Annotated in this window: 13 protein-coding genes; 8 read left to right on the top strand and 5 right to left on the bottom strand. The window is 61.5% G+C overall.

The genetic code is table 11. The features are described 5' to 3' along the window. Positions 1 to 112: 112 nt before the first annotated feature. Both ygfZ and H9642_RS03600 read left to right on the top strand, forming a co-directional pair. Positions 113 to 1054, top strand: a complete 942-nt coding sequence (gene ygfZ, locus H9642_RS03605; RefSeq protein WP_251835025.1) for a CAF17-like 4Fe-4S cluster assembly/insertion protein YgfZ — start codon at positions 113 to 115, stop codon at positions 1052 to 1054. A gap of 28 nt (positions 1055 to 1082) precedes the next feature. After that, positions 1083 to 1919 (top strand): HDOD domain-containing protein, encoded by an 837-nt coding sequence (locus H9642_RS03600; RefSeq protein WP_251835024.1) that lies wholly within the window; start codon positions 1083 to 1085, stop codon positions 1917 to 1919. 18 nt (positions 1920 to 1937) lie between these two features. Here the strand turns inward: H9642_RS03600 and ung are convergent, their stop codons facing one another. Then, on the bottom strand, positions 1938 to 2654 hold the full coding sequence (gene ung / locus H9642_RS03595) for a uracil-DNA glycosylase (protein WP_251835023.1): 717 nt from the start codon (positions 2652 to 2654) through the stop codon (positions 1938 to 1940). Positions 2655 to 2776: 122 nt separating this feature from the next. Here ung and H9642_RS03590 point away from each other — a divergent pair, with 122 nt between their 5' ends. From H9642_RS03590 to mmsB, 5 genes are all read left to right on the top strand, one after another. Next, positions 2777 to 4270 carry a CoA-acylating methylmalonate-semialdehyde dehydrogenase gene (locus H9642_RS03590; RefSeq protein ID WP_251835022.1) on the top strand — a complete coding sequence of 498 codons (1494 nt, stop codon included), beginning with the start codon at positions 2777 to 2779 and terminating at the stop codon, positions 4268 to 4270. Positions 4271 to 4412: 142 nt separating this feature from the next. Continuing rightward, entirely contained in the window at positions 4413 to 5579 is a 1167-nt protein-coding gene (locus H9642_RS03585) for an isobutyryl-CoA dehydrogenase (protein ID WP_251835021.1), read from the top strand. A 41-nt stretch (positions 5580 to 5620) separates the two neighbouring features. Further along, positions 5621 to 6439 (top strand): enoyl-CoA hydratase, encoded by an 819-nt coding sequence (locus H9642_RS03580; RefSeq protein ID WP_251835020.1) that lies wholly within the window; start codon positions 5621 to 5623, stop codon positions 6437 to 6439. Positions 6440 to 6547: 108 nt separating this feature from the next. After that, complete coding sequence (dspII, locus tag H9642_RS03575; RefSeq protein ID WP_251835019.1) at positions 6548 to 7651, top strand: enoyl-CoA hydratase/isomerase DspII; 1104 nt, start codon at positions 6548 to 6550, stop codon at positions 7649 to 7651. 128 nt (positions 7652 to 7779) lie between these two features. Beyond that, positions 7780 to 8715 carry a 3-hydroxyisobutyrate dehydrogenase gene (gene mmsB / locus H9642_RS03570; RefSeq protein ID WP_251835018.1) on the top strand — a complete coding sequence of 312 codons (936 nt, stop codon included), beginning with the start codon at positions 7780 to 7782 and terminating at the stop codon, positions 8713 to 8715. A gap of 238 nt (positions 8716 to 8953) precedes the next feature. Here the strand turns inward: mmsB and H9642_RS03565 are convergent, their stop codons facing one another. Genes H9642_RS03565 through H9642_RS03555 form a run of 3 tightly spaced genes read right to left on the bottom strand, consistent with a single transcriptional unit; the run spans position 8954 to position 13879 of the window. Next, the gene (locus H9642_RS03565; RefSeq protein ID WP_251835017.1) at positions 8954 to 10306 is read right to left on the bottom strand and encodes an HlyD family type I secretion periplasmic adaptor subunit; all 1353 of its coding nucleotides are present in this window, start codon (positions 10304 to 10306) and stop codon (positions 8954 to 8956) included. A 7-nt stretch (positions 10307 to 10313) separates the two neighbouring features. Then, entirely contained in the window at positions 10314 to 12470 is a 2157-nt protein-coding gene (locus tag H9642_RS03560) for a type I secretion system permease/ATPase (protein WP_251835016.1), read from the bottom strand. A gap of 59 nt (positions 12471 to 12529) precedes the next feature. Continuing rightward, entirely contained in the window at positions 12530 to 13879 is a 1350-nt protein-coding gene (locus tag H9642_RS03555) for a TolC family outer membrane protein (protein WP_251835015.1), read from the bottom strand. Between the two features lie 306 nt (positions 13880 to 14185). On the opposite strand from H9642_RS03555, the gene H9642_RS03550 reads away from it, so the two are divergent. Further along, complete coding sequence (locus H9642_RS03550) at positions 14186 to 16867, top strand: retention module-containing protein (protein WP_251835014.1); 2682 nt, start codon at positions 14186 to 14188, stop codon at positions 16865 to 16867. Here H9642_RS03550 and H9642_RS03545 read toward each other — a convergent pair. Beyond that, the gene (locus H9642_RS03545) at positions 16820 to 18862 is read right to left on the bottom strand and encodes a bifunctional diguanylate cyclase/phosphodiesterase (RefSeq protein WP_251835013.1); all 2043 of its coding nucleotides are present in this window, start codon (positions 18860 to 18862) and stop codon (positions 16820 to 16822) included. The genes H9642_RS03550 and H9642_RS03545 overlap by 48 nt on opposite strands.

The following is an 18862-nucleotide window of genomic DNA, read 5'->3' as shown; positions in this document are numbered from 1 at the left end:
TCCTTTCACGTAAGAGCGGCAGTATAACGAGCCGGCTCGCCCTGGACACCCGCTGACAAGCCTCGCGCTGCGCTCTATGATGGTCGTCCCTGCCTTTTTATCAGCGACTGACATGGCCGACTCTGCTTTTTTCTGCCCGCTGCCCCATGAAGGCATCCTTGCCGTACGCGGCCCCGATGCCAGCAAATTCCTTCAAGGCCAGCTGACCTGCAACCTCAACTACCTCGTATCGAGCAGCAGCCTTGGCGCGCGCTGCACGCCCAAAGGGCGTATGCAATCGAGCTTTCGCATTCTGCCCCACGGTGATGGCTACCTTTTGGCCATGGCCCAGGAGCTGCTCGATGCGCAATGCGCGGACCTGAAAAAATACGCGGTCTTTTCCAAGGTACAAGTGCTTGACGAAAGCGATCAATGGTCGCGCTTTGGCCTCAGCCAGGCCGATGCCGTCCTGCACCAACTGGGTCTGGAGCTAGCAGATGACGGAGTCGAACCGCTGACCCAGGCTGACGAACTGCTGGCTCTGCGCCTTCGCGACGGCCGTGCCGAACTCTGGGTGCCGGCCGCTCAAGCCCAAACCATCCAGGCGCGCCTTGCCGAACAGCTGCCGCAGGCGCCTCTGAATGATTGGCTGCTGGCCCAGGTGCGCGCCGGTATCGGCCAGGTGTTCGGCGCCACCCGCGAGCTGTTCATTCCACAGATGATCAACCTGCAGGCTGTCGGCGGCGTGAGCTTCAAGAAAGGCTGCTACGCCGGGCAGGAAATCGTCGCCCGCATGCAGTACCTGGGCAAGCTCAAGCGGCGCCTGTATCGCCTCAGCCTGCCGGTCGAACAGGTACCGGACATCGGCACAGAACTGTTCTCGCCCGTGCATGCCACCAGTGTCGGCAACGTGGTGCTGGCTGCCCTAGCGGACGGTCATGTCGAATTACTCGCAGTGGTTCAGGAAGATGCCCTGTTGGATGGACGCCTGCACCTGGGTACCGCCGAAGGCCCTTCATTGACGTTGTGTGATTTGCCCTATCAGTTGGATGCCGACCGCGAAATCCAGCAGTAAATATCTCTTCTCGTCTACTGAGGAATGCATGAGCAAGCTTGCCGAGAAAGTCCAAGAAGAACTGATCCAGGCCCTAGAAAAGGACGAACTGGTTCTCCCCACCCTGCCTGAAGTGGCCATCCAGGTCCGCGAGGCGGCCGAAGATATCAACATCAGCACGCTCAGCTTGAGCAAGGTGATCGGCCAGGATGCAGCATTGACCGCCCGCCTGATCAAGGTCGTGAACAGCCCCCTGATGCGCAGCAACCGGGAAATCACCGACCTGCAGATGGCCATCGGTCGCCTAGGCATCCTCTATACCTGCAGCCTGTCCATCGGTCTGGCGATGGAACAGATGTTCCAGGCCACCACCGACGCGGTCGACAAAAAGCTACGTGAGGTGTGGAGCAAAAGTACCGAGATTGCCGCTATCAGCCATGTGCTCTGCCGGCATTTCACTAAATTGCAGCCCGATCAGGCGACGCTGGCCGGCCTAGTACATCAGATCGGCGTGCTGCCCATCCTGACCTACGCCGAAGAGCGCGGTGACCTGCTAGGCGATCCGGCCAGCCTCGACCATGTAATCGAACGGGTTCATCCCCTGCTTGGTGAGCGGATCCTGCGTCACTGGGAATTCCCGGCGCACATTGCCATCGTCCCCAGCCAAATGCAGGACTTCACCCGCGACTCACCCTCGGTGGATTACGTCGACATCGTGCAAGTGGCAGCACTGCAGAGCTACCTGGGCAGCAGCCATGCCTGCAACCAGTTGGACTGGGCCGACATACCCGCGTTTGCCAAGCTGGGCCTCGATCCCAGTGTGGACGTTCAAGCCGACGAAGACCTCGGCAACGCCACGCTGGCCGCCATGGGCATGCTGCAATAACGCGACCACCGGCGCGCGTTAATCCGGCATGCTCTGCTGCACCGCAACAGGCGGCAAGCGCCAATCAATCGGCTCCATGCCGTTCTGTTGCAGATACTTGTTGGCCCGACTGAAATGTCCATTACCGATGAAGCCTCGATGGGCAGACAACGGTGAAGGATGTGGCGAACGCAGGATCAGATGCCTGGTCGGGTCGATCAGGCGCTGCTTGCTCTGCGCATGGGCGCCCCACAACAGGAACACCAGGTGTGGTCGGCTTGCGCTGACGACTTCGATCACCTTGTCGGTAAACGTCTGCCAGCCGACCTTGGCGTGCGAGCCGGCCTGGCCCTGCTCGACCGTCAACGAGGTATTGAGCAGCAGCACCCCCTGATCCGCCCAATGCTGCAGGTAGCCATGGCCGGGAATGTCGATGTTCAGGTCGCGCTTAAGCTCTTTGTAGATGTTCTGCAGGGATGGCGGCGCGGGCACGCCAGGCTGTACTGAAAAGCAGAGTCCATGGGCCTGACCAGGGCCGTGATAGGGATCTTGACCGAGGATCACCACCTTTACCTGATCGAGGGGTGTGGAGTTCAGCGCGTTGAAGATCAGCCCCCCCGCAGGAAAGATCGTTTTGCCGGCATTCTTTTCATCCCGCAAGAACGCGCTCAGCTGGCGCATATAGGGCTTGTCGAATTCCTCGCGCAGTGCATTCTTCCAGCCCGCTTCCAGTTTGATGCGATCGTCGTTGGTCATTGTTTCTCCACTGCGCTGTCAACAAAGCCGGCACGCTAGATAAGCCCCACCCTCAAGTCAAGGCAACCGCCTACCCTCTTCCTATACTCATGGCAAAAGTATGCGGGTGCGGAGACAGCACAATGAGCAAGGTGATTCCCCAACTGATCGATGGCGAATGGCGCGTCAGCGCGGACGCCGAACCTATCGAAATTCGTGATCCGGCTACACAGGAAGTCATTGCCCTGGCGCCCAGTGCCACCGCAGAAGAAATAGAACTGGCGGTGGCCAGCGCGCAGCGTGCCTTCCAGACTTGGCGCGAAGCGCCGGTGCCCGAACGCGCCCGCCTTATGCTGCGCTACCAACACCTGCTCAAGGAGCATCACGACGAGCTGGGCGAATTGCTCGCCCGCGACACCGGCAAGACTCTGGCTGATGCCAAGGGCGATGTCTGGCGCGGTATCGAGGTGGTTGAACATGCGGCCAACATTGCCAGTCTGCTAATGGGCGAAACCCTGGAAAACGTCGCCCGCGACATCGACACCGCCAGCTGGGTACAACCATTGGGCGTGTGCGCCGGCATTACTCCGTTCAACTTCCCGGCCATGATCCCGCTGTGGATGTTTCCGCTGGCCATTGCCTGCGGCAACAGCTTCATCCTCAAACCATCCGAACAGGACCCGCTGACGCCCAATCGGCTGGCCGAACTGTTTCTTGAAGCCGGCGCGCCCAGGAACATTCTGCAAGTGCTGCACGGCGGGCGCGAAGTGGTCGATGCGCTGCTTGTTCACCCGCAGATTCGTGCGCTGTCCTTCGTCGGCTCGGTGGCGGTGGCCCAGCATGTGTATCGCATCGGCACCCAGCACCTGAAGCGCGTGCAAGCATTCGCCGGCGCCAAGAACCATCTGGTGGTGCTGCCGGATGCCAACAAGGAGCAGGTGCTGAGCAATCTGATCGGCGCCAGCTGCGGGGCCGCCGGGCAACGCTGCATGGCCATCAGCGCGGCACTGTTCGTCGGTGAATCGCGCCAATGGATACCCGAACTGGCCGCCCGCATGGCTGAGCTGCGCCCCGGTCATTGGCAGGACGCCAGCGCCGCCTACGGTCCGCTGATCAGCCCGCAGGCACGCCAGCGTGTCCAGCGCCTGATTGCCGCAGGCAAGGCCGAGGGTGCCGAGTGCCTGCTGGATGGCTCGGACTGCTCAGTGGCCGACTTTCCCGACGGCAACTGGGTTGGCCCCACGCTGTTTCGCGGCGTCACGTCACAGATGAGCCTGTACCGTGAAGAGATTTTTGGCCCGGTATTGATCTGCCTGGAAGTGGATACGCTGGCAGACGCCATCGAGCTGATCAATGCCAATCCGTATGGCAATGGCACCAGCCTGTTTACCCGCTCCGGCGGTGCTGCGCGGCACTTCCAGCATGCCGTGGAAGTGGGCCAGGTAGGCATCAACGTACCCATCCCGGTGCCGTTGCCGTTCTTCTCCTTTACCGGCTGGCGGGGTTCGTTCTACGGCGACCTGCATGCCTATGGCAAGCAAGCGGTGCGTTTTTACAGCGAGACCAAAACGGTGACCACGCGCTGGTTCGAAGACGATGCGTCAAGCGACCCGAACCTGACCATCCACCTTAAGTAACGCAAATTGGCAACGCTACCATCCGCTCCCCATGTAAACCTGTACAGAAAACGAACTGCAGGTATCTTCGGAAACGCGCCGTGCTCATGGAGTCCCTCCGGGCATTGCGTGTTCGGCTACCCATCAACTCAGTGAGACCGCCATGGACTTCGAACCGAGTGACGAACAACGCCTCCTGATCGACAGCGCCCGCGCCTTTGCCCGCCACGAACTGACTCCACACGCCGCCGACTGGGACCGCGATCATTATTTTCCCGTCGAGGTCATCCGCCGTGCCGCTGCTCAGGGTTATCTGAGCCTATACCTGAGCGAGGCGGATGGCGGCCTGGGGCTGTCGCGACTGACCTCCTCGCTGATCTTCGAGCAACTGAGCGCCGGCTGTGTATCGACCGCCGCCTACCTGACCATTCACAACATGGCATCCTGGATGCTCGCCCGCTTTGCCGACGAGGAACTGAAAGCCGCCTGGCTGCCGCGCCTGATCAGCGGCGAGTTGCTGGCCTCCTATTGCCTGACCGAACCCGATGCCGGTTCGGATGCCGCGCACTTGCGCACCCGAGCGCGCCGCGATGGCGATGAGTATGTGCTGGACGGCAGCAAGTGCTTCATCTCCGGGGCGGGCAGCACCGATGTTTTGATCGTCATGGCGCGCACCGGCGAGGACAGCGGCGCCAAGGGCATTTCCTGTTTTCTGGTCGCTGGCGATGCCCCCGGGGTGAAGTACGGGCGCAACGAACTGAAGATGGGCTGGCGCTCTCAGCCGACCCGCAGCATCAGCTTTGAAGGCGTACGCATTCCGGCCAGCCAGCGCATCGGCCCGGAAGGTGAAGGCTTCATCTATGCCATGAAGGGGCTGGATGGCGGACGCATTAACATCGCCAGTTGCTCGCTGGGCGCGGCCCAGGCGGCGCTGGAGCAATCCCTGCGCTATGTCGAGGAGCGCCAACAATTCGGCAAACCGTTGAGTGAATTCCAGGCCCTGCAATTCAAGCTCGCCGACATGCTCACCGACCTCACTGCCAGCCGGCAGATGGTGCGCCTGGCGGCTCATCGACTCGACAACAACAATCCCGAAGCCAGCCTGTACTGCGCCATGGCCAAGCGCTTCGCCACCGATCACTGTTTCGAGGTGTGCAACCAGGCCCTGCAAATACACGGTGGCTATGGTTATCTCAACGACTATCCGCTGGAGCGCTGGGTGCGCGACAGCCGCGTGCACCAGATCCTCGAAGGCACCAACGAAATCATGCGGGTGATCATCGCCCGCCGCCTGCTGGCCCAGGGCGGCACCCTCGATCGCCTGCTGTAACTCGACAGATACTCTTCCTTGACGCGGAGAACACCGAAGCCATGAGCCACGCTGTTGAAACCTATCAGTCCGAACTCGTTGAGCTGACCCACAAGCTCACCGTGGAAAAGCACGGCCACACCGCCCTGATCACCATCAACCACCCACCAGCCAATACCTGGGACCGCGACTCGCTGATCGGTCTCAAACTGCTGATCGAGCATCTCAACCGCGACGATGACATTTATGCGCTGGTGATCACCGGTCAGGGCGACAAGTTCTTCAGCGCCGGCGCCGACCTCAAGCTGTTCGCCGATGGCGACAAGGCCCGTGCCCGCGACATGGCGCGGCGCTTTGGCGAAGCCTTCGAAGCCTTGCGCGACTTTCGCGGTGTGTCGATTGCCGCCATCAACGGCTACGCCATGGGCGGCGGCCTGGAATGCGCCCTGGCCTGCGACATCCGCATTGCTGCCAGTCAGGCGCAGCTGGCGCTGCCGGAGGCCTCGGTGGGTCTATTGCCCTGCGCTGGCGGCACCCAGGCACTGGCCTGGCTGGTCGGCGAAGGCTGGGCCAAACGCATGATCCTTTGTGGCGAACGCGTCGATGCCCAGACCGCCTTGCGCATCGGCCTGGTGGAGCAGGTGGTGGAAAACGGCGAAGCCTGCTCCACTGCCCTGCGACTCGCCGCCAAAGTGGCACGGCAAAGTCCGGTCGCGGTACGCGCCATCAAACCGCTGATTCAGGGCGCCCGCGAACGCGCGCCCAACTGCTGGCTGAGCGAAGAACGTGAGCGCTTCATCGACCTGTTCGATGCTGACGACACCCGCGAAGGGGTCAACGCCTTTCTGGAAAAGCGCGAACCTCAATGGCACAACAAATAGAGGGCGGATTCGTTCACACGGGGGTTTCAGACACGCAGGGATGGATGACGCTTTTTTACATCCCTGCGCCCCGCTGCCCAGCGGGTAACGGTATTTACAGGAAGCTGTATGAACGTGCATTTCGAAGAACACACCGGCCAGCATGGTTTCCGCATCGCCGTCGCCAGCCTGGATGCGGAAAAGAGCCTCAATGCCTTGAGCCTGCCAATGATCGAGGCGTTGAACGCTCGCCTGCACGCCTGGGCCGAAGACCCGGCCATTGCTTGCGTGCTGCTGCGCGGCAACGGCGCCAAGGCCTTTTGCGCAGGCGGCGACGTGCGCCAATTGGTCGAGACCTGCCGCCAGCAACCCGGCGAAGTGCCCGCTTTGGCGATGCGCTTTTTCGCCGACGAATACCGTCTCGATTATCGCCTGCACACCTACCCCAAGCCGCTGATCTGCTGGGGCCACGGCTATGTGATGGGCGGCGGCATGGGCCTGCTGCAGGGTGCAGCGATGCGTATCGTCACGCCCAGTTCGCGACTGGCCATGCCGGAAATCAGCATCGGCTTGTACCCGGACGTCGGTGCCAGTTGGTTCCTGTCCCGGCTGCACGGCAAGCTCGGCCTGTTCCTGGGCTTGAGCGGCGCTCAGTTGAATGGCCGCGATGCGCTAGACCTTGGCCTCGCCGACCGCTTCCTCCTAGATGGGCAGCAACCCGAATTGCTCGATGGCCTGACGCAGCTGAACTGGCAACTACAACCGGCGCAGCAATTGCTCAGTCTGCTCAAATCCCTGGAGCAGGAAGCACAGGACCAATTGCCGCCAGCCCAGTGGCTGCCGCGTCGAGAGCGCCTGGATGCCCTGCTCGATGTTGCCGACCTGCCGGCCGCCTGGCAAGCCATCGTGGCGCTGCACAATGACGACGACCCGTTGCTGGCCCGCGCCGCCCGCACCCTGGCCGAAGGCTGCCCGCTCACTGCTCACCTGGTGTGGCAGCAGATCCAGCGTGCCCGGAATCTGTCGCTGGCCGAGGTGTTCCGCCTGGAATACGCCATGAGCCTGAATTGCTGTCGCCATCCGGAATTTGCCGAAGGCGTGCGCGCCCGCCTGATCGACAAGGACAACACACCCCATTGGCGCTGGCCCGATGTGGAACAAATACCCGACGCGGTGATCGAGGCCCATTTTCAGGCGACCTGGGAAGGCCCTCATCCGCTGGCGGACCTGTAGGGGAAACAGACCAAGCGCTACGCCCCACGGGGCGACCCGTTGGGGTCATTTAACGAGCGCAGGCTTTATTAGCGGCCTGTTAACGCCGGGCGGGCTATCTTGAACAGCACACACCCAAGGAACCCACCATGACCCGCATCGCCTTTATTGGCCTTGGCCACATGGGCCTCCCCATGGCCCGCAACCTGCTCAAGGCCGGTTATGCCGTGCAGGCATTCGACCTGGTGCAGAGCGCCATCGACCAACTGGCCGGCGAAGGCGCTCAGCCCGCCGCTTCGGCGCTGGCCGCCACACGCAATGCCGAAGCCGTGATCAGCATGTTGCCGGCCAGTCGCCATGTAGAAGAGCTGTACCTGGGCGAAAGCGGCCTGCTGGCCCAGTTGCCCACCGGCACGCTGGTTCTTGAATGCTCGACCATTGCCCCCGAATCGGCCTGGCGTGTCCACCAGGCCGCCGCGCAACGGGGCATCGAGCTACTCGATGCGCCCGTCTCCGGCGGCACCGCCGGCGCAGCGGCCGGCACCCTGACGTTCATGATTGGCGGCCAGGCCGAGACTCTCGACAAGGCCCGGCCGATCCTCACTGCCATGGGCAAGAACCTGTTTCATGCCGGCGGCGACGGCGCCGGACAGATCGCCAAGGTCTGCAATAACCTGGTGCTCGCGGTACAGATGATCGGCACTGCAGAGGCCATGGCCCTGGGTGCTGCCAACGGACTGGACCCCAAGGTACTGGCCGAAATCATGCGACAGAGTTCGGGCGGGAACTGGGTGCTGGAACGCTACAACCCCTGGCCCGGCGTGCAGGAAAACACCCCATCCTCCAAGGGCTACAGTGGCGGCTTCATGGCCGAGCTGATGGCTAAGGATCTCGGCCTGGCCCAGGAAACCGCCCAGCACAGCGGCAACAGCACCCCACTGGGCGCCCTGGCCCTGCACCTGTATCGGCTACTGGTACAACAGGGATTGGGCAAGCAGGATTTTTCCGTGGTGCAAACCCTGTTCCGCCAAGGGGATTCCTCACAACAGCCCGAAAAGCAGCCCGTGGGCGAAAGAGACGTTTAGCAAGCTGTTGAAAAATGTAGGCGAGACAGGCAAGACAAGGCGCAACGCAGTGACAACCGAAGGTTGGTCAAAAAAGACGAGGAAGCGGATCGGGCTCGCGTTCGAGTTAGGCGTTCTAAATGAGCATGACTCACTTCGTTCGCCCTTCGGATCGTGCTAAAGCGCGTTAGCCGTAAGCGGCTTGCCGAGCCTGTTTTTAACGCAGTATTGCCAACGCAGGTAGTTTTTCAACGGCCTGTTAGCGCTCGCGCAACGCCTCGGCCCTGGCCCGCAGGATGGGCTTGAGCAGGTAACTGAGTACACTTTTGCGCCCGGTGATGATGTCCACCGAAGCGATCATGCCAGGGATGATCAATAGCGGCTGTTCTTCGGTGCCCAGATGGCTTTTGTCGGTGCGCAGGGTGATCAGGTAGAAGCTGTTGCCCTCCTCGTCATTCACCGTGTCGGCACCGATCTGTTCCAGGCGCGCCGACAAACCGCCGTACCGGGTGAAGTCGTACGCGGTGAATTTGACCATCGCCTCCTGCCCCGGATGAAGAAACGCGATGTCCTGCGGACGAATGCGCGCCTCGATCATCAGGGTGTCATCCAGTGGAACGATTTCCACCAGGTCGCTGCCAGGCTGGATCACCCCGCCGATGGTATTCACTTGCAGTTTCTTCACGATGCCGCGCACCGGAGAGGTCACCAGCGTACGCTTGACTCGATCGAACAGAGCCTTGCCAGTGGAGTGAATCTTGCTCAGCTCGGTACGGGTCTCGTTGAGCTGGGCCAGCGCTTCGCTGCGAAAACGCCCGCGCGTTTCGTCGATCTTGCGCTCGACTTCCTTGATTGCCGCTTCGGCTCTTGGAATCGCCAGGCGGGCGGCTTCCAGCTGTCCTCTGTTCTCGATTTCCGTGCGTTTTAGACGCAGGATTTCCACGGGAGAAATCGCCCCCTCGGCCACCAAGGGCTCGGACATACTGATCTCTTCGGTGAGCAGTGCAAGGCCATGGCTGTACTGGCTTTGTTTGGCCTGAATATCGCGCAGCTCCTGCTGGCGCTGGATCAGTTGCTCTTCAAGCCCGGCCACTTCATCGCGCAATTGCTGACGGCGGCTGTCATGCAACGCCTGCTCGCTGCCGGCCAGATGCGGTGCCGCCTCGCTGAGCAGCGGCGAGAAATGTAAGTCACGCCCCTCCACTTCGGCATTCAGCCGCTCCAGGCGCAACGACAGGGCCAGGCGGTCTGCCTCGGTTTCGTCAACATTGGAAGCGAAGCGCGTGTCGTCCAGGCGCAACAACGGGTCGCCGGCTTCGACGATCTGCCCTTCGCGCACAAAGAGTTCGGCGACGATGCCGCCTTCCAGATTCTGGATTTTTTGCAGGCGCGAAGTAGGTACTGCTTTGCCATCGCCCCGGGTGACTTCATCCACGACGGCAAAGTGGGCCCAGAATCCAGCGAACAGGAAGAATCCCAGCACGGCCCAGATGGTCAGCCGCACCACCCTGGGCGCATCGTCCACCAGTGCCTGACCGACATCGGGCAAAGGCGCACCGCTCAAGGCACGGCCACCGCGAAAATAGCCTCGCTCGCCAGAGCGTGATTTCAAGCGTGGCTCAGCGAACATTGATCTGCCCTTTGGCCAAGGCATCCAGCAGTGCATCCCTCGGGCCATCGGCGATCAACCGCCCTTGGTCGAGGATGATAACGCGCTCCACCAGACTGAGCAGCGAGGTGCGGTGGGTGACAAGCACCAGCGTCTTCCCGCGTACCACCTCGACCAAGCGCTGCTTGAGGCGCTCTTCACTGGTGCTGTCCAGGGCGCTGGTGGGCTCGTCGAGCATTAGCAGCGGCGGGTCCAGCAGCAGCGCCCGCGCCAGGGCGACAGTCTGTCGCTGACCACCCGACAGGTGCTGGCCGCGTTCGCCGACTTGCAGCTCATAGCCCTGTGGATGCCGCTGGGCAAACTCGTGCACCCCAGCAAGCTCAGCCACTTCCAGCACCCGCTCGTCGTCGACGTAGCGGGCGCCACTGACCAGGTTGTCGCGCAGCGTGCCGCTGAGCAGCTGAATATCCTGGGGCACATAACCAATGCCGTGGCGCAGGTCGCTGACATCCAGCTGACGTATATCCAGGCCATCCAACAGCAGGCTGCCGGCATCCGCCTGATAAAGCCCGACCAGCAGCTTGGCCAGGGAGCTTTTGCCTGATCCGCTGCGACCTATGATGGCGACCTTCTCGCCGGGCCGGATGCTCAGGCTCAGCCCCTTGAGAGCGAGGCTCTGCTGCCCTGGGTAACGAAAATCCAACTGACGGCATTCGATGGCACCGTTCAGATGCTGCCGCGTCAACGGCCGCTGATTCGCATGGCGCTCCTGGGGCAAGGCCATCATCTGATCGATGTTCAGCTTGGTCAGGCGGGCCTGCTGATAACGGGTCAGCAACCCGGACAGTTGGCCCAGCGGCAACAAAACCCGACTGTTGAGCATGTAACAGGCAATCAACCCCCCCATGCTCAACTGGCCAGCGATGATCAGATACACCCCCAGTACGATCATCACCACACCGGCCAGCTGCTGGATCAGTTGCGTGAGATTGAGCGCCAGGCTGGACAGCAGGCGCGCCCGCAACTCCAATCGGCTCAGCGTGCCGATAGTTTGCTCCCAGGCATACTGGCGCTCGCTTTCGGCATTGTTGACCTTGATGCCATCCAGCCCAGCCAGGGTCTCGATCAGGCTCGACTGCCGCTCCGCCGAGAGCGCCATACTACGCGCCAGGGTATCCGCCAGTGGCTTCTGCAACAGCCAGCCCAGCCCCAGCGCCAGCGGGAAGGCCAGCAAGGGTATCCACACCATCGGCCCGCCCAGCCAGGCAATCACCAGCAGGACCAGCACCGTAAAGGGCAGGTCGATCAGGCTCGTCAGGGTCAGCGAGGCCAGGAAATCGCGCAGGCTCTGAAACTCATGGATGTTCTGTGCAAAGCTGCCGACTCGCGCCGGACGCAACTGCAGCGGCATACCCAGGATGCGCTCAAACAGCGTGGCGGAAATGATCAGGTCGGTCTTCTTGCCGGCCAGGTCCAGACACAGCCCGCGCAGGGTCTTGAGCAGCAAGTCGAACAGATAGGCGCCGGCAATGCCGATGGCCAGCACCCAGAGCGTGGCCAGTGCCTGGTTGGGCACCACCCGGTCGTAGACATTCATCACGAACAAGGGGGCAAATAGACCGATCAGGTTGATCACCAGGCTGGCGGCGATCGCATCGACATACAACCAGCGCGAACGATACAACGTGTCACGAAACCAGGCGCTGACCCGCGGGATCAAGCTACTGCGCTGCAGGTCGAAGGCATGCCGCGGCTGGGCAAAAAAAGCTTCGCCGCTATATTCGGCCTGCAGCGCCGCAACGCCCAGACTGATTTCCCCACCTTCGCTTTCACTAAGCAGCAGACGCGCCCGACCGGCTTCATCTAGCCCCAGCCAGATGGCTGTGCGCCCTCCCTTGAGCAAGAGCAATGCCGGCAAGGCCAAAGGCGGGATTGCATCTAGCGACCTACGCAACCATCGCCCCTGCAAACCGGCCCGCGCCGCGGCCCGCGGCAGCAGCTGTGCACTGAGGCGCTGCGCGGGCAATGGCAAGCCCGCCGTCAGCAGGGCTCGGCTGGCCGGGCGTTGATGCAGCGCGCAGAGCAGCAGCAAACCATCCAGCAGAGGGTCGTCATGACGGCTGCGCGGATCGAGGGCAGGCAGCGCGGGGTGGGCATTCGCCCCCATATCAACTCTCCGCAAGCCAGTGGATGGCGGGCCGGTTTGCCAGATTAGACATCAGCACATCACTGCAGGCGGGGTAGCTGGCGTCCATCATCGTGAACCGCCAGCGCTTCCAGAGGCGCCACCACTCCCTGGCTCTTCATCAGCTCACCCGTGGCGGCCTTGATGCGGTATTGGCTATACAGCTCGGCATAGGTGACATCCACCAAACGCCGCTGGGCGGCGAACAATTCGTTTTCATTATCCAGCAGGTCGAGCAGGGTCCGGTCGCCGAGGCTGAATTGCTTCTGATAGGCCTCACGCACCCGCACACTGGAACGCACGTAGTTGGCGGCAATGGCTTTCTGCTCGCGGGCATTTTCGAGGGCATTCCAGGCCAGCCCCAGGTCTTCGGTGAGTACGCGCAGGGCATTGTTGCGAATATCGCGGGCCTGATTGACCTCATAGGATCTGGCTTCGAGCTGGGCTCGGTTGCTGCCCCCGGCCAGCAGGTTGTAGCGCATGCGCAGCATGGCCTGCCATTCGTTGGTATGGCCTCGCAGGCCGTCGATGTTGTTGTCGGCGCCACGTGACAGTTCAGCATCAAGGCGTGGGTAGAACGCCGCCTTGGCCGCCTCGTACTGCCGTTCGGCGGCCAGCACATCGGCCTCTGCCGAGCGTAACTGGGGATTGTTCTCAATCAGTCGCTGCCGGGCTTCATCGCGGTTGCCAGGCAACTGGGCCAGTACGCCCACAGGCTTGCTCAATCCTTGCGGGGCATGGCCGACCACACTCAAGAAATTGACCTGCGCATCGGCTAGATTGGTCTGCTCGGTCAGCAGGTTATTGCGCGCCTGGGCCAGGCGGGCCTCCGCCTGGTCACTGTCGGCACTGCTGCCCACACCTCGCCGACTGCGCAGGTAGATCTGATCGAATATGCGCTCATGGCTTTTCAGGTTTTCCTCGGCCAGTTGCACCAGCTCCTCGCGGCGCAACACATCCAGATAGACCTCTACCGCCTCCAGCGCCGTGCGCTCCGAAGTGGCCAGCAGACCATAGGCGCGCGCATTGACGGTGGCTTCCTGGCGCCCCACTTCACTGGACGTGGCAAACCCGTCGAAGAGCATCTGCTGGATACGCAGCGACGACTCACCGCGAGTCAGCGTGGTCCAGTGACTGTCGCGAGCGGCCCGGGTGGTCGGATCATCGGTGCCTTCGCGGCCATAGCCGGCGAAGACATCGATGCTGGGCAGGTATCCACCCCGTGCTGCCTTGAGTTGGTAATCAGCCGCCAGGCGACCATTGATGCCGGCCTGCACCTGTGGATGCGCTTGCAGCGCCTGCTGTATCGCCTCGGGCAGGCTCTGGGCATGCGCGTTATGTACCGCAGCCGCCAGGGTGAGCGGTAAAAGGCAAAGCAAGGGCTTTCGCATGGTGACGTCCTTTTCAAAATAGAGCATTCCAGTGCTGACTTCGACTTCCGAGCGAATCGACTCTCCTGAGTCTTTTCTCCGACCGCTACGCAGAGCGTTAGCCCGTCCAAGGATCACCGCAATCAAGCGTCAGCTCGTCGCGAAACATCGAGGTGTTTCAAAACCGAACGCACAAGGCATAGCCAAGAAAACGACATAGTGTCAAGGAAGCAGGGCACAACGACGACATCTTGACTATAAATGCCATGAAGTGCCGCACACGCTACCGCTGGCAGGAAGCCCATTCATATCAAGGAGAGATCGTTCATGAGCAGTGTCTTCGCCGTTGTCCACACCGTGATCGGCGTGGTTTTCTCCCGCTCTCCCGACGGCTTGCGCCGCCTGCTCTCGGAAGGAGATCGGGTGTACCAGGGCGATCAGATCATTTCCAACGACCACGACACCCGAGGAATGATCACTCTGGCTTTGCCTGACGGACGCATGCTGGACCTGGGCCGCGACACGCAATGGACGCAGCCTCTGGGGCCCCGCAACCCGGACAATATCGGCGAGGCCGTGCAGGAAATGCGCGAGATCTATGTGCCGGATGAATACGCGATGGACCCCAGCCTGTGGTTCGAGCCGACCGCGGCAGGCCCGGAACCGGTGACCGACGAGCCCGGCCACCTGGCCGGAGGGCGGCGCAAGCTCATCATCCTCGAAACCACTGACGGTCAAGTGGAGGCAAGTACGGGCTACGCCACAGCGCAGACGTTTCAGTCTATACCTGACGCCGCCGATAATGACATCAAAGCCGGCCTGGACACGCAGGGCGCCACCCCGGAAGAGCCGGTACCAACGCCAACACCACCCGGCGAGCCTGATTTTCAGGTCAGCGACCTGCATATCACCACGCCTGAGGACACCCCACGCCAGGGGCAACTCGGCACCAGCGACACCGACGCTTCCGCGCTGACCTACAGTCTGATCCAAGGTCCGCAGATGGGCACTCTGATGCTCAATGCCGATGGTTCCTTCACCTATACGCCGCAACAGGATTACAACGGCCCTGACGTCTTTACCGTCAGCGTTTTCGATGGCCGGGGGGGCAGCGACACGTTCACCGTGACCATTGGCGTCACTCCCGTGAATGATGCGCCGACGTCAGCCGATCAGGCCGTCAGCCTGGATCTGTGTGAGCTGTACGTCTTCACCCGCGACGATTTTTCCTTCAGTGATCCGGTGGACGCCGCGACCGGCCAGATACATACCGCGCTGAATCTGATCATCGGTGAACTTCCGGCCTGCGGCATGCTGCTTCTCAATGGCCAGCCGGTGAGCTCCGAGCAGGTCATCAGCTTTGCCGATATCGCGTCCGGCAAGCTGCAGTACCAACCAGGGGCAGGAAGCGAGCCGGCCAGTTTCAGCTTTCAGATCCAGGATAATGGGGGTACGGCGGACGGTGGCCTGGACACGTCCGGACCCTACACCTTTGCCCTGCACCAGGGCGGGCTGCATATTCCGGAACAGCCCAACGAAAATAACGAGGTCATTACCGACGGCGGCAACGATATCGTTCTCGGCGATACTGGCGGCACCCACTATCCCCCGCTCCCTAGCCAGAACTTCAACATCGCCTTGGTCGTCGACACCTCGGGCAGCATGGCCGACCACGTCAGCACCAGTGACCTGTCTCGCATCCAGGACGCGTTACGCAGCCTGGCCGAACAGCTCAAAGGCTATCAGGGCACGGTAAATATCAGCCTGATCGGCTTCGCCTCCCAGGCCACCCTTCATACGGAGATTGCCGGCCTTAACGCCAGCACTATCGACCCTTTGCTGAGCGCCATCGGCAACCTGCAAGCCTCAGGCGGCACCAACTACGAAGCGGCATTCAACGAAGCCCTGCACTGGTTCGGCAAACAGCCGCAGAACGACTACGAAAACCTCACCCTGTTCATTTCCGACGGCAACCCGACTCAGTACTTCAACGACTATAACGGTAACCTCGCCGGGACCGGGACCGTCACCAGCGCCGAAACCCTGCAGCAATCGTTGGATGCCTTCGCACCACTCAGCGCGATCAGCCATGTGTTCGGCATCGGTGTGGGCCAGGAAGCCGGTCACGACTACTTGCGTTTTTTCGACAATACCCAGGGCGGCGGCATCGAGGAGGTTGTGCTGCTCGACGCCGACGGTGTTGCCCAGACACTGAGTGGCCCGGTGGGCGAAACGAACACACCGCAACAGGTCATCGACTTTGCCAAGACGCTGTATGACAGCCTGGCAACCCCGAAACCCGTCGCGGTGGGTGACGACACCCTGCTTGCTGGTGCAGGCAATGACATCATCTTCGGAGATGTCATCAACACCGACCACCTGCCCTGGGGGCTCAACGGCAACCCACCCAAACCCACAGATCTGCCGGACGGCTCGGGGCTGTTGGCCTTGCAAGCGTTTCTCCAGCTGAAAAACGGTGCTCCGCCCACCACTGCCCAGCTGTATGACTACCTGAAGAACCACCACGCCAGTTTCAATGTCGAGGGCGATACTCGCGGCGGCGATGACCTGCTCGATGGTGGAGCCGGCAACGACATCCTCTACGGCCAGGGCGGCAACGATATCCTGATCGGCGGCAGTGGCAACGATTTGCTCTACGGCGGTACGGGTGCCGACACCTTTGTCTGGCAGGCTGGAGATGCCGGCACAGCGGGCAAGGCTGACGTCGACATCGTCAAGGACTTCAAGCTGCTCGAAGGCGACCGCCTGGACTTGCGTGGCCTGCTCCAGGGCGAACATGAGGGCAACCTTGAGCAATACCTGCAACTGCTCACAGACAACGGCTCATCGACCCTGCTGGTCAGCTCCACCGGCCAGTTCACGGCTGGCAGTGACTCGGCCGGCCAGGCCGATTTGCGCATTCATCTAGAAGGCGTTGATCTTTCGTTCAGCAGCCTCAATTCACTTATTGCCGGTGCCGACCCAACCATTCGTGTCGATCACGCCTGACTCCGACCGGGCCAGACGAGGTCGAGCGGGCTCATCACCGCTCGGCCTTTCAGCCCAAGGGGCCGGCTCGCCAAACAGTCGCCCCGCCACGCCCTGCATACCAATTTTTTGCAACACAGCGAGCTCGGCTGGTGTTTCCACCCACTCGGCAATCAGGGGTAATTCAATACTGCTGGCGGCCTGCTGGATGGCCGCGATGAAGAGGCGTTTGTCTTCTTCCCGGTCAATGTCGTGGATGTAGCTGCCATCGATTTTCAACCAGGCCAGTCCCAACCGAGACAAGTTTCCCAGCAGGCCAAAACGGCCGCCGAAATGCTGTAATCCCAAGGTGAAGCCAAGCTGGTTCAGGCTATGGGCCAGGGACTCCAGGCGCGCGGCAGGGAGTACCTGGTTACTCGACAACTCCAGCGTCAAGCGTGAGCTCAGTTGTCCATGGCGACGCAACAAGGCCAGCAGTGCATCCTGGCCCTGAGCCGTTTCCAGGCTCGCGGTAGACAGACTGAGCGCCAGGGGCAATCGGTGCGTGGTCATGTGCTCAAGCACCAGTTCAACCATCAGTTGATCAAATCGCAGCAGCCAGCCAAAACGCTCCAGCCAGGGCAGGAAACGCCCGGCGGTGTAATAGTGCCCCTGACCGTCGGGCAATCGCGCCAAAACCTTGTAGTGCAGCAGATGCTCGGGATCTCGGGCCTCTACCACCGGTTGGAAATACAAGCTGAAGCGCTTGTTTTCCAAGGCGTGCTCAAGGCGCTCACGCCAGCCTTGGCGATCCTCAAGGCCAACCTGACCGGCACTGCGCTCCAGACGCAACCAGTGCTTGCCCTCCCGCGAGTCAATCCGTGATAGCCCTTCATTCATCAGGTGCAACAACTGCTGAACGTTATCGCCCGCAGCAAAAGGCACCAGAGCTATCCACACCACCGGCTCGACATCCGTGGTGCCCGTCTCGTGTAAAACATTGAGATCCTCACTGATCTTTACGGCCCACTGCTCAGCTTCTTCAACCAGCAGCCCGGGCAACATCAGAGCAAACTCGCCTCCTCGTATCCGCGCCAGCAACGGTGCTATCAGGCCTGCGCCTCTACAGCGCTTTTGCAACAGTCGGGCAATCGTCCGCAGCAACTCATCGGCCTGCTCACCGCCCAGGCGCTGATTCAGCCCGGATAGGTCATTGACTTGAACCAGGAACAGAAATCCCCGGCGCACCTCCTCCTCGTCTGACAAGCGCGAACGGACCTGCATATCGAAGGCACGTCGATTGGCCAGGCCAGTCAGCACATCCTGATACGCCTCGTCACGTAGCGCTTCGGTGTGTGCAGCCTGCTCCTGAAACTGCTCGCGAAGCGTGTTGACCATCCGGTTCATGGCCTGCACCACTGGCTGCAATTCGGGAGTGGCGGGCACGGCTGCCAGGCTGTGGAACTCTCGCCGACTGACCGCCTCGGCCTGCCTCACCAGATAATTCAGCGGCTGTAACAGACGGCGCAGCAGCCAGGCGCCCAGCAAGGCGCTGAATACGGCGCATGACGTCAACCAAAACAGGCTGGCCAATGTGGTTCGCCATAGCCCTGCCAAGGCGAACTCGGGATTGCTCTGCACTTCGACGCGGGCCGCCTGTTGCCAGCCTCGGCTGACCAGCGCTTCGGCTTGCAGGGGCGGCAAGTTGATCAAAGACACAAACCAGCCCGGCGCAGAAAACGCCTCGACCGGCACGCTGCGCTCGGTCAGGATGTGCCCCGCGCTCGGATCGACCACCCGTATGTGCGTGAAATAGCCGCTGTCAAAGATCGAGCTGACTAGCAACTCAACCACTTGCGGATCATCGACATGACTGCCCAACGACAAAGCCAGCGCGGTAGCCGCATCCTGAGCATGTGCACGCAGCTGATCGACCCGCTGCTCACGGGAACTCTCCAAGCTGACCAAAACATTGCCGACACAGGCGACGAGCAGCACGGCACAGATGGCCAGCAGTAATTGTTTGAACAATGACAT

This window comes from Serpens gallinarum (assembly GCF_014836765.1).
In the GTDB taxonomy this organism is placed as follows: Bacteria; Pseudomonadota; Gammaproteobacteria; order Pseudomonadales; family Pseudomonadaceae; genus Serpens; species Serpens gallinarum.
The sequence above is the reverse complement of the archived record's forward strand: the minus strand, read 5'-3'. Positions and strand labels throughout refer to the sequence as shown.